Annotated in this window: 9 protein-coding genes; 5 read left to right on the top strand and 4 right to left on the bottom strand. The window is 43.0% G+C overall.

All coding sequences use genetic code 11. The annotated features are described in order from the left end of the window. Positions 1 to 34: 34 nt before the first annotated feature. The 3 genes from rseP to IGJ42_RS05475 all read left to right on the top strand — a co-directional run bounded on the left by rseP (position 35) and on the right by IGJ42_RS05475 (position 7,539). Positions 35 to 1,303 (top strand): RIP metalloprotease RseP, encoded by a 1,269-nt coding sequence (gene rseP / locus IGJ42_RS05465; RefSeq protein WP_008381110.1) that lies wholly within the window; start codon positions 35 to 37, stop codon positions 1,301 to 1,303. Positions 1,304 to 1,371: 68 nt separating this feature from the next. Further along, entirely contained in the window at positions 1,372 to 3,081 is a 1,710-nt protein-coding gene (locus tag IGJ42_RS05470) for a proline--tRNA ligase (RefSeq protein WP_430615997.1), read from the top strand. A gap of 108 nt (positions 3,082 to 3,189) precedes the next feature. After that, the gene (locus IGJ42_RS05475) at positions 3,190 to 7,539 is read left to right on the top strand and encodes a PolC-type DNA polymerase III (RefSeq protein ID WP_005236975.1); all 4,350 of its coding nucleotides are present in this window, start codon (positions 3,190 to 3,192) and stop codon (positions 7,537 to 7,539) included. Between the two features lie 285 nt (positions 7,540 to 7,824). On the opposite strand, the gene IGJ42_RS05480 is transcribed toward IGJ42_RS05475, so the two are convergent. The 3 genes from IGJ42_RS05480 to IGJ42_RS05490 form a co-directional block, all read right to left on the bottom strand. Further along, on the bottom strand, positions 7,825 to 8,766 hold the full coding sequence (locus IGJ42_RS05480) for an AEC family transporter (protein ID WP_034872197.1): 942 nt from the start codon (positions 8,764 to 8,766) through the stop codon (positions 7,825 to 7,827). A 109-nt stretch (positions 8,767 to 8,875) separates the two neighbouring features. Further along, on the bottom strand, positions 8,876 to 9,802 hold the full coding sequence (yidC, locus tag IGJ42_RS05485; RefSeq protein WP_005236971.1) for a membrane protein insertase YidC: 927 nt from the start codon (positions 9,800 to 9,802) through the stop codon (positions 8,876 to 8,878). A gap of 124 nt (positions 9,803 to 9,926) precedes the next feature. After that, positions 9,927 to 10,205: an acylphosphatase gene (locus IGJ42_RS05490; RefSeq protein WP_005236969.1), complete on the bottom strand. Its 279-nt coding sequence runs from the start codon at positions 10,203 to 10,205 to the stop codon at positions 9,927 to 9,929. A 95-nt stretch (positions 10,206 to 10,300) separates the two neighbouring features. Between IGJ42_RS05490 and IGJ42_RS05495 the strand changes: the two genes are divergently transcribed. Beyond that, on the top strand, positions 10,301 to 11,062 hold the full coding sequence (locus IGJ42_RS05495; RefSeq protein ID WP_005236967.1) for a TrmH family RNA methyltransferase: 762 nt from the start codon (positions 10,301 to 10,303) through the stop codon (positions 11,060 to 11,062). Between the two features lie 124 nt (positions 11,063 to 11,186). Next, on the top strand, positions 11,187 to 11,696 hold the full coding sequence (locus IGJ42_RS05500; protein ID WP_005236965.1) for an HD domain-containing protein: 510 nt from the start codon (positions 11,187 to 11,189) through the stop codon (positions 11,694 to 11,696). A 48-nt stretch (positions 11,697 to 11,744) separates the two neighbouring features. On the opposite strand, the gene IGJ42_RS05505 is transcribed toward IGJ42_RS05500, so the two are convergent. Next, positions 11,745 to 12,944, bottom strand: a complete 1,200-nt coding sequence (locus IGJ42_RS05505) for a YdcF family protein (protein WP_086332208.1) — start codon at positions 12,942 to 12,944, stop codon at positions 11,745 to 11,747. Positions 12,945 to 12,976 lie beyond the last annotated feature (32 nt).

Below are 12,976 nucleotides of genomic sequence, written 5' to 3' on the forward strand. Positions count from 1 at the left end.
AATGAGAGGGATGCTGTGAAAGAGAGGAACGAGCATGAAAACGATACTTGTATTTATCATTATCTTTTCCGTGGTGGTAGTGATTCACGAATTTGGACACTACTTCTTTGCAAAACGGGCAGGTATTTTAGTAAGAGAGTTTGCCATCGGTATGGGGCCTAAATTGTTCGCGCATCAAGCGAAAGATGGGACGACCTACACGATTCGGATGCTGCCATTAGGCGGGTATGTCCAAATGGCAGGCTGGGGCGAAGATGAGACTGAATTAACGCCTGGCATGCCAGTCTCCTTGGTTCAAGATGCAACTGGCAGAGTCATCAAAATCAATACAAGCAAAAAGATCCAATTGCCGCAAGCGATCCCCATGGAAGTGACCGACTTTGACTTGGAGGAGAAGTTGACGATCACTGGCTTCATCAACGGCAATGAACAAGAAGCGGTTACGTACGCTGTGGATCATGACGCAACGATCATTCATGAAGATGGCGTTGAAGTTCGGATCGCACCAAAAGACGTTCAATTCCAGTCTGCAAAGCTGTGGCAACGAATGCTGACGAATTTTGCAGGACCGATGAATAACTTTATTTTATCCTTGGTTTTATTCACTGGATTGGTGTTTGCGCAAGGTGGTGTCGCGAATCAAGATGCAACCGTCGTGACAGGAATCGAAGCAGGAACCCCGGCAGCTGAAGCCGGGCTGAAAAATGGCGACGAAATCCTAGCAGTTGAAGGCGTCGATGTTTCCAACTGGTCAGAATTGACGACAGAGATCCAAAAGTACCCAGCTACTAAGATTACTCTAGAAGTCAAACGAGGAGCGGAAACACTTGATTTGACAGCAACTCCTGCGAGTCAAGAATCAGGGGAGACCACGATCGGTTTCTTAGGGATCACGGCTTCGTTAAAAACTGGGATCGGAGACATCTTACTGGGTGGCTTACAAACGACCATTGACAATTCGCTGGTTATTTTTAGAGCAGTCGGCAACTTGATCGCCCAACCAGATATCAATAAATTGGGCGGACCGGTAGCGATTTTCCAACTGTCTTCTCAAGCCGCATCGCAAGGTGTCACAACGGTGATCGCCATGATGGCGATGATTTCCATCAATTTGGGGATCTTTAATTTATTGCCGATTCCTGGATTAGATGGTGGGAAACTGGTTTTAAATATTTTAGAAGGTGTGCGAGGCAAGCCAATCAGTCAAGAAAAAGAAGGCATCATTACCCTGATTGGGTTTGGGTTTTTGATGCTGCTGATGGTTCTCGTTACCTGGAATGATATCCAACGTTTCTTCTTTTAAAAATAAGACGCACAAGCAAATCAATTGTTGATCGGGTGAACATGTTTTTTTTAGCAAAGGAGAAAAAAATGAAACAGTCAAAATGTTTGATTCCGACATTGAGGGAAACCCCCAGCGATGCGGAGACGTTAAGTCATCAACTGTTAGTTAGGGCAGGGTATATTCGACAAGTGGCGGCAGGCATCTATGTCTACTTGCCATTAGCTCAAAGGGTGTTAGAAAAGATCAAACGGGTCATTCGTGAGGAGCTGGCAGAAATCGATGCTGTGGAGATGGCGATGCCTTCTTTGCTTCCGTATGAACCATGGAAGGAGTCTGGACGGGCCTCATTGTATGGTGAGTCTTTGTATCGGTTGACAGATCGAAACGAACGAGAGATCGTTTTAGGGCCCACTCACGAAGAGCCGTTCACGACATTGATCAAAAACGAGATCACGTCTTATAAGCGGCTGCCTTTGAGCTTATATCAGATCCAAACGAAATATCGGGACGAACAGCGGCCGCGTTTTGGATTGATTCGCAGCCGTGAATTTATCATGCAAGATGGCTATTCTTTTCACGCCGATGAAGCCAGCTTAGATCAAACCTATAATCGCTACGAAATGGCTTACCATGCCATATTGAAACGCTGTGGGATCGAGTATCGGGCAGTGGTCGGGGATAATGGCTTGATGGGTGGCCGAGATTCAAAAGAGTTTTTGGCATTGTCTGGAATCGGCGAAGAGCTGATCTGTTATTCGACTGAAAGCGACTATGTCGCCAATTGGAAACTAGCAACTAGTCAGTATATCGCTAAAAAATCTCATGAGACCTACTTAGAGTTACAAAAAGTCGTTCATAAAGAATCATTATCGTTAGAGGAACTGGCGAAAACACACGATACGGATTTGCAAAAAATCGTTCAAGTATTTTTGCTGCTCGTTGACGAGCAAGTCATTATGGTATTACTTCGAGGTGATCACAGTCTCAATGAAACAAAAATCAAGCATTTTTTAGCGGCTGATCAAGTGAAGGTCCTGACTGCTGAAGAAGCCGAGTCCTATCTGACCAGTGACACACAACTTCGCAGCCCCATTGAGCTTGCTGATTCGATCCAATTGTATGCGGATCAGCATGTCCAAGATATGGCGAATCTGATCGTCCCAGCGGCAGAAAAACAGAGCTATTTTCTCAATGCAAATGTAGGCCGTGATTTTCAACCACTAGCCTTTGCCGATTTTCGCTTGGTTCAAGAAGGCGATCTTTCCCCAGATGGAAAAGGAACCTTAACCTTTACGCGAGGAATCGAAGTTGGGCATATCTTCAAGTTAGGAACCAAGTACAGCGAGGCCCAAGAAGCGACGGTTGTCGATGAAAATGGCGATGAACAACCAATCATCATGGGCTGTTATGGTCTGGGCGTTTCTCGGCTGCTTTCAACAATCGTCGAACAATACGGCAATGAGTTTGGGATCGATTGGCCCCAAGAAATTGCCCCATTTGATGTGCATATCATCCAAACGTCGATTGAAGATAGCTATCAAAATGCCTTAAGTGAAGAAGTAGAAGAAATGATGAACCAAGTCGGCTATCAAGTATTGGTGGATGACCGCAATGAACGTGCAGGGGTCAAATTTGCAGATGCCGATTTGATTGGTTGTCCGATTCGCTTGACCATCGGTAAAAAAGCCGTAGAAGGCATCGTGGAGATCAAAATCAAGCATACTGGCGCAACCGTTGAAGTGAGGAAAGAAGAAGTCGCTTCGACCTTGACGATTTTATTAGCCAACCAAGAATAAATCGGAACAAATGGTAGATCGAGAGAGGAAATCCTTTCTCGATTTTTTAATGAAAGTGAAGACAAAAAGAGGTATACTAGTGAGTACTGAGAAAAGGAGGATCTTCAATTGTCAAAAGAAAGAGAGACCTTTGAGATATTATTAGACCAAATTGCAGCTGCCCCAAATCTTCGGCAGCATCCGTTGATGCAGACTGCCCAAATCAGACAAGTAACCGTGCATCGACAATCAAAAGCGTGGACGTTTTATTTCCAATTTGAACGTTTATTACCGGTGATGGTGTATCAATCCTTTAAACAACACATTGAACTAGCGTTTAAAGAGATCGCGGAAGTTCGCATTGTCATTGAAGCTCAAGATGGTTCCTTCGATGAGCAGTTCATTCAAGAATACTGGCCATTAGCGTTAGCCAATCAAAATTGTGATCGGCCGTTAGTTCATCAAGTGATTAAAAATCAAATGCCTATGATTCAAGAGAACAAAGTGATTTTACCCGTCAACAATGATGCGGTCATCACGATTTTGCAGCAACAGTACTTACCGATCATTGAGGAAAATTATGGGACTTTCGGGTTTCAAAAATTTCGGATCTTGCCGCAGCTAGACAAAGAACAGGCTGAGGCAGCCTTGAAAGAACTTGAAGCACGAAAAGAAGAACAAACGGCAGCCTTCCAATTGCAAGCCGCTGAGAACTTAATGGCCCACGAGCAACGCAAAAAAGAAGTCAAAACAGTCGAATTTGACGGACCAATTGCCTTGGGACGTAATATTCCTGCCGATGAACCTGTGACACCGATGATCAATATCATTGAGGAAGAACGCAGAGTTACGATCCAAGGGTATGTCTTTGATAAAGAAGTTCGAGAATTGCGTTCAAAACGGAAGATTTTGATTTTGAAAATCACCGACTATACGTCGTCGTTTAGTGTGAAAAAATTCTCCAATAATGAAAAAGATGAACAAGTCTTTGATGCCATTGCTAAAGGTAGTTGGGTCAAAGTGCGTGGTAGTGTTCAAGAAGATACTTTTATGCGAGATCTCGTTATGAATGCGCAAGATTTGCTGGAAGTCAAACACGAGGCCCGCAAAGATTATGCACCTGAAGGCGAAAAACGGGTCGAACTTCACCTGCATTCTAATATGAGTACGATGGATGCAACCAACAATGTGGCAGACTTTGTCGCTCAAGCTGGCAAGTGGGGCCATAAGGCGATTGCGATCACCGATCATGGTGGCGCACAAGGGTTTCCTGATGCCCATCACGCCGGAGAAAAAGCCGGGGTAAAAATTCTTTACGGTGTGGAAGCCAATATCGTGGATGACGGGGTAGCGGTTGCCTATAATCCGAAGCCTGTCCCACTGACTGATGCCACTTATATCGTGTTTGACGTGGAGACCACCGGATTGTCTGCAGTGTACGACACCATCATTGAATTGGCCGCTGTGCGGATGCATAAAGGCAACGTGGAAGGCTCCTTTGATGAATTCATCGATCCTGGCCATCCTTTATCACGAACGACCGTAGAATTGACGGGGATCACCGATGAAATGGTTCGGGGGTCAAAATCGGAAGAAGAAGTCTTACGTTTGTTCCGTGAGTTTTCTGAAGGAGCCATTCTAGTTGCCCACAATGCGTCATTTGATATGGGCTTCTTAAATACAAGTTATCGAAAATACGGTATTCCAGAAGCAGAAAATCCCGTCATTGATACATTGGAACTCGCTCGTTATTTGTATCCAGAGTTTAAGCGATTCGGTTTAGGTGTCCTTTCCAAAAAATTCGGCGTTAGTTTGGAGCAACATCACCGAGCGATCTACGATGCCGAGGCAACCGGTCATTTAGCGTGGATCTTTGTCAAAGAAGCGATGGAAAAACATGACATGCTGCTGCACGAAGATTTGAACCGACACGTTGGGGGCGAGAACTCCTATAAAGCAGCTCGGCCTTTCCATGCCACGATCTTAGCCCGAACACAGGCGGGATTGAAGAATTTATTCAAGCTGATCTCGATGTCGAATGTGAAGTACTTCCATGATAAAGTCCCGCGGATCCCGCGCTCAGAATTGGTGAAATTGCGGGAAGGATTGTTAGTCGGAACCGCTTGTGATAAAGGGGAAGTCTTTGTCGCAATGATGCAAAAAGGGGTCGATGCAGCGCGGGAACTTGCTAAGTTTTATGACTATATCGAAGTCATGCCCAAAGCAGTTTATGCCCATCTCTTAGAAACGGAGCTCGTGAAAAGTGAAAAAGACCTAGAAGACATTATTCGGAATTTGATCCAAATGGGTGAAGAGTTAGGAAAAATCGTTGTTGCTACTGGGAATGCCCACTACCTGAACGAAGAAGATGCCATTTATCGTAAGGTCTTGATCAATTCGATGGGGGGCGCCAATCCCTTGAATCGGCATAGTTTACCGGATGTACACTTCCGAACAACCGATGAGATGCTGACCGCTTTTCAGTTTTTAGGTCCAGAAGTAGCGAAAGAAATTGTGGTGACGAACCCAAATAAAATCGCTGATCTCTGTGAAAAAGTCATTCCGGTAAAAGATGATCTGTATACACCAAAGATTCCCGGATCTGAACAAGAGATCACCGACTTGAGTTACAACCGTGCCAAAGAGCTATACGGTGATCCATTACCAGAAATTGTGGAAAAACGTTTGAAAAAAGAGCTTGATTCGATCATTGGGAATGGGTTTTCCGTGATCTATTTGATCTCACAAAAACTGGTTCATAAAAGCAATCAAGACGGCTACTTAGTAGGGTCACGGGGATCAGTCGGTTCTAGTTTCGTAGCAACGATGACTGGGATCACTGAGGTCAATCCATTAGCCCCTCATTATTATTGTCCCGATTGCCAGTATTCTGAGTTTTACGAAGACGGCTCGTATGGTTCTGGTTATGATATGCCAGAGAAAAAATGTCCAAAATGCGGCACACGTCTGAACAAAGATGGCCATGATATTCCTTTTGAAACCTTCCTTGGTTTCCATGGCGATAAAGTCCCCGATATCGATTTGAACTTCTCTGGGGAATATCAGCCAGAGGCCCATAACTATACGAAAGTGCTCTTCGGCGAAGAATATGTCTATCGTGCCGGAACGATCGGTACAGTAGCCGATAAAACAGCCTTCGGTTTCGTAAAAGGCTTTGAGCGCGATCATAATCTCCATTATCGAGCAGCTGAAGTCGATCGATTGGCTAAGGGTGCAACTGGCGTCAAACGGACAACTGGTCAGCATCCGGGGGGAATCATCGTTATTCCAGACTATATGGATGTCTATGATTTCACGCCGATTCAATACCCAGCAGATGATCAAAATTCAGAATGGAAAACGACCCACTTTGATTTCCATTCCATTCATGACAATATTTTAAAACTGGATATCCTGGGACACGATGACCCAACGGTGATTCGGATGCTGCAGGATTTATCAGGAATCGATCCTAAAACGATCCCCACGGATGATCCGGAAGTGATGCGTATTTTTGGTGGTACGGACGTGCTAGGTGTGACTGAAGAGCAGATCTACTCAAAAACAGGTACATTAGGCATCCCAGAATTTGGGACCCGATTTGTGCGGGGGATGTTGGATCAAACCCATCCATCGACGTTTGCAGAGCTTTTGCAGATCTCTGGTCTTTCCCATGGTACCGATGTATGGTTGGGCAATGCCGAAGAACTGATTCGTCGCGGAGATGCCAGTCTAGCAGAAGTAATCGGCTGTCGGGATGATATCATGGTGTACTTGATCCATGCTGGCTTAGATGACGGGATGGCCTTTAAAATCATGGAGACGGTTCGTAAAGGGCAATGGAACAAGATCCCTGACGACTTGCGGGACACTTACTTGCAAGCGATGCGGGAGAACAATGTCCCTGAATGGTATATCGATTCTTGTTCGAAGATCAAGTATATGTTCCCGAAAGCCCATGCGGCGGCGTATGTTTTGATGGCGTTGCGGGTGGCTTACTTTAAAGTGTACTTCCCAATTCTCTATTACTGTGCTTATTTCTCTGTCCGGGCGGATGATTTTGATTTGATTGCCATGTCAAAAGGAAAAGACGCCGTAAAAGAACGGATGCAAGAAATCACTGACAAAGGATTGGATGCGTCAACGAAAGAAAAGAATCTGTTAACCGTTCTGGAGTTAGCCAATGAAATGTTAGAGCGCGGTTATGAATTTGGGATGATCGATCTGTATAAATCGGATGCGGAAAACTTCGTGATCGACGGAAAAAAATTGATCGCACCATTTCGAGCAGTGCCGAGTTTGGGACTAAACGTAGCGAAACAAATCGTGGAAGCACGGAAAAATGGTCCTTTCTTATCGAAAGAAGATCTCGCCAATCGCGGGAAAGTTTCTAAGACTTTGATTGAATACATGACGGATAACGGTGTTCTTAAAGATTTACCTGATGAAAATCAGTTATCGTTGTTTGATATGTTGTAAACCACCGGCTGTTCACTTAAGATAAAAAATAAGCACATCATCATAATGGCTAGTATAGCTAGTTTCTGCATGATGTGCTTTTTTGTCTTGTTTGTGAAATCGATCTAAGCAGCCACAATCTGACGAAAATCAGAAAGATCGTGGTCTATTGTGGGAAATCATAGGGGCCAGCCTTGGTAGCGAATCAATCGAACCTTTACCATACAAAGAGGAGAAAAATACTCGTTACCGAAAGAAGCGAATGCCTTTGGTAACGAGTATTTTTCGACAAAGTTCGTTAAATAGCTAAAAAAAGAAAAAAAGCAAAACAGGCAAATACACCATGTACAGTAAGACGGAATAGCCTAAACATGAAGTTGCAAATTCTTCATCCCCTTGGTAGTTTCGTACAAGGATCGGGACAGAGTTTTGGACGGGCATAGAGGCTTGAATAATAAACACAGAAAGCATCAATTCAGGAACAGGGATGATTCTGCTTAACAGCCACACAACGAGGGGCGAAAGAACGAAACGACCAAACAAGACACCGACAATGTCTTTCGTCATTCGCAAATTTTTGAGTCCCCCAAAGTAGACGATGATTCCGATAATAAACATTGATAAGGGTGTCGTCAAATCTGCTAGATAGCTTCCAAGGCCATCAACAAATGAGGGCAGCGGTAAGGTGAATAGCATCCAGATCAAACCGATGATGAAACCAATCAAGGCTGGTGAAAAAATCTTTTTTAGCATGACCAATGGATGAAAGGAAATCCGGGCTTCACCAAAATCAGGATTGTCTTTTGCTAACTCAAAAATACCGATGGTCCAAAATAATGTCGTATTTACAATATAGTACAACAACACATAAGGAACGGCTTTTTCACCAAAAATAGCTAAATTGATCGGTAAGCCGATGAAGATCGTATTGGAAAAGGTAAACATGGCGGAAAATGCGCCTTGGTGTTTGGCTTCAACTTGCGCGAAACGTCGCCATAAATAACCAGCGAAGTAAGTGATCATCATGGAAAGTAATGGGATGATCATCCCCGAAACCAATGAAAGAAATTCATCTTTCGTAAAGTTTTTAATAATCGTTAAAAACATATTGGCTGGTAATGAGACATTTAATACCAATTTTGAAAACGTATCGGCGGTTCGATTAGAAAACCATTGTTTGTAAGACAACCAATAACCGATAAACATGAGACTGAAAATGACAAAAATATTGATATATGCTTGAAACATGTGCTCACCTCTCATTTACTATAGCGAAAGGCAGAAGAAGAAGCAACTGATTCCCATTTGAAAACAACAAAAAACCAAACCACTCATTGAGCGATTTGGTCAAGAATTACTAACGTTGCTGCTTGCCTGCGTTACGACCTTTTCCATTAGGCTTTGTCGTGTTCAACGCTTTTTTGACAGCTTCTGTTTTTTCAGGAGTTACATCTTTGCGAGGCGTAACCACCGTTTTTGGCGGATTGGCTTTCATTTCTGCTTCGACTTGGGCACGAATTTTTGGTTTCATGATGACATTCGTGATAAATGTTTGGATACAACTGAAGACCCCACCGACTACCCAATAAAGCGTCACACCAGCTGGTGCACTCATTGACATGAAAACGATCATCAATGGAGAAACGATCAACATGGTTTTCATCGTTTTTTTCTGTTCTTCCGGAATCCCAATGGTTGAGATGTATCCTTGTGCCAGGTAGGAAATACCAGCAATCGCTACAAAGAGGATGCTGGGGTCACCTAATGATACGCCAAAGAACTCAGAGTTTTGGATTCCTTGTGTGTAACGGGCGGTGAAGTAGAGGGCAGAGAAGATCGGCATCTGAATCAGTAAAGGCAAACAACCGATACCGCCAAACATACTGACGTTGTTTTCAGAATAGATTTTTTGCATCTCCGCTTGCGCTTGCATTTGTTCTTCCCGAGTGGTTGCTTTCTTCAAATTGGCTTGCGCAATATCCACTTGAGGTTTCAGAAACTGCATTTTTTCACTTTGAATCATCGTTTTTCGAGACTGATGGATCCCTAATGGTAAGATAATGACGCGGACAACGATCGTTACGGCGATGATCGCCCAGCCGTAAGACCAGTTGAAGTTTTCAACGAGCATCGTGATCATATCACCTAAAGGTTTCACCAAAAAGCGATAAATCATTCCTGTTTCTTTCGGCGTACCATCAGCATTGGTACTGACACAGCCTGATAATGCTAATAACAGGCCAAATAATCCTGATGAAAGCAACCATTTATTCATTTTAGACATTCTATTCTTCCTCTTCACAATAAATTTAGACAAAAATAACTATACTAAAAAAGACCGACTATTTCAATGTACAAAGAGAAATTCATTGAAAAATCAATCTTTCGACTTAGAAAACATTCAATTATCAATAATAGACTACATCAAAGCTAGTACGTTCTTTAATGGTATCGTCTGGTTGGATGTCGATTTGGTTCACTTTTCCAGCGGGAGAAGGAGAATCTTTCACTCCGGCAACAAAGGCATCGATGATTTTTTCATCTCCCATCGCTTCAATCGAAACAGAACCATCTGCCTCATTTTTTACAGATCCTGTGACCCCTAATTGATCGGCAAGCATTTTCGTGGTATAACGAAAGCCGACACCTTGGACACGCCCTTGAACATGGATTCGTAGTTTCTTCATGGACAATCCCTCCTCTGCTTATAATGATAGCGTTTTTTCAGTAAAAGAACAAGTTAGATCGATTGACTCATGCTATAATAAATCGAGGTGACCACATGAAAGAAATTCAATCGAAAAAAAATACCTTTATCAAGGAAATCAAAAAACTAACACAAAAAAAACACCGTACACAGACCAATACGTATTTGATCGATGGCTGGCATTTAGTGCAAGAAGCGCTGCAGGCCAAAGTACCTATCAAAGCGTTGTTGGTGACACCGCGAGGGTTAAGTGAAGCCAACGGGCAGCTCGATGATTATCAGGAAGAAAGCTATTTGATCACAGAGGAGATCGCAGCGATGCTTTCTGATTTACCAACACCACAAGGAATTTTTGCCGTGGTGGAAAAGCAAGAGCAAAACTTACAGACACTGACGGGTAATTGGTTGATTTTAGATAATGTGCAAGATCCCGGGAACGTTGGTACCATGATTCGAACAGCGGATGCTGCTGGATTTAGCGGGGTGTTTCTCGGCGAAGGAACAGCAGATCTTTACAGCACAAAAGTCTTGCGCAGCATGCAAGGAAGCAACTATCATTTACCGATTTTAGAAGGAGCGATCCCGCCATTTCTAAAGCAGCTACGCTCAGCTGGCGTGACGATTTATGGCACCGAATTAAATAAAGAAGCCGTTCCTTATACCGAGCTTCCTAAAGAACAAACAGCTGCCTTCATTTTAGGTAACGAGGGACAAGGGGTTCACCCAGAACTGTTGGCTTTGACTGACAAAAATGTGTATATTCCCATCTATGGTCAGGCGGAATCATTGAACGTCGCCATTGCAGCCGGAATTTTGATGTATTTTTCTGTCAGTTAGATTTTTAAGGAACTGTTAAACTATTTGAATCTATTGCACCTCACCTAGAATCTTCGATGAATAGGTGCTATACTTTGTCTTGTAACAATCAAGCAGATCAAAAAAAGGTGGCAGACAAAAATTTATGACAGAAAAATGGCAAGAAGATAGCGAATATATGTCTTACGTGGCTGACCTGTTAGAAACAGAAGCTGTAAAAAAATTAGCCAACTTTGTGCAGCATATGAACTCCACACGTTTGGAACATTCGATCAGCGTCTCTTATTATAGTTACAAATTGGCCAAGAAATGGGGCGGCGATGCTCGTGCAACAGCTCGTGCAGGACTCCTTCATGATTTATTCTACTATGACTGGCGTACCACAAAGTTTGATGAAGGTACCCATGCGTATATGCATCCACGAATTGCAGTAAAAAATGCTGAAAAAATCACTGAACTAAGTGATCTAGAAAAAGATATCATCTTGAAACATATGTGGGGAGCAACGATTGCGCCGCCACGTTATAAAGAAAGCTATATTGTCACAATGGTTGACAAATATTGTGCGATCAAAGAAGCATCAGAACCACTTACAGAAAGTATGAAAGAAAAATGGCAACAACGTTTCTGGAAGAAACATCGTACGATTCAATAAGAAAAAAGTTCTTCGAACCAGCCGGTTCAAAGAACTTTTTTTGTTTGCTTAGCCAAAAATAAGTTGGAGGATCGCTGCGCCTACATAAAGGATCAGTAAGGTGATCAATACCGTTAAGTGTCGTCTTTTGTGCATAAAAAGGATCGCTACGAATTCTCGTAAGAAGGCATTTGGTAAATAGTAAAAGGCGGTGGGTGCTCCGATACCATCCGCTTTAAGTTGTGCTTGATCTGCATAGAGACCGGCACGAAAAATATGGTAATTGTTGGAGGAAAAAATAACTTTGTAGCCATTTGGCTTTAAGGAATCCATGATTTCTTTCGAAAACTTCATGTTTTCATAAGTAGTCGTGGAATTTGTTTCTACTAAAATCTCTCCTTCGGGCACTCCTTGCGCAACTGCATATTCTTTCATCGCGACAGCTTCTGGCAGCTTTTCATCGCTTCCTTGGCCGCCTGACATCAGTAACCGAGGAGCGGTTTTTTTCGCTTTAAATTGCGCTTCGTAGAACGAGATTGCTTTATTGATACGCTTGGCCAATAAAGGGGAGACCGTGGTGCCATTCAAAAGACCTGCTCCTAAGACGATGATAAAATCTTGATTGTAACGAGGATGATTGAACTGATAAATGACTGAAATCGATAAAAAGTTCAAAAAGACCACAAATAGATACATCAGACTTAGGGGAACAACGCCGAATAAGGTTCGGATCCAATCCGGGAAAAAGTGCAAAAGGGTATCTGAAAATAATAAAACGGTCAAAACCACTGCTAAGATCAGGGTCAATAGATTGGCGATTGATCGCGACTCTCTTCGTAAAACAATAATGGAATTCCAGTAAAGAAAGACCACGAGAATGGCTAAGCCGAATAATAATACAGCAAAGAAGATCGCTAGCAAAACAGCCAATAGACCACCTACAAGAATATCTTGTGTTCGGTATAGATTAATGACTAGGTAGCCACCAAATGCTAAGACAAACAAATTAAAGAGCAAGCCATTTACGAGTCGGTGCTTGTTGCGCCGATAAGAAAATAAAAAAAGGCCGGCGAAGGCGACTGGTATTAGAATAAAGAAACTGCCTGTCCGTAATTCTGAGACGGCTAAATAAATCAGCAGGGCTAAAATCGTCCAACAGCACTCAAAAAAGAAAATATCTGGCTCATCTTTACTCTTGCGCCACTTTTGAACGACGATCACACCCGTCAAATAGCTGATGGCAAAAATCAGCAATTGCGTAAAATCCATGTTTTTCACTCCTTTAACGATACACCTAGTAT

It is taken from the genome of Enterococcus sp. DIV1067f (assembly GCF_050543505.1).
Classification (GTDB): domain Bacteria; phylum Bacillota; class Bacilli; order Lactobacillales; family Enterococcaceae; genus Enterococcus_D; species Enterococcus_D entomosocium.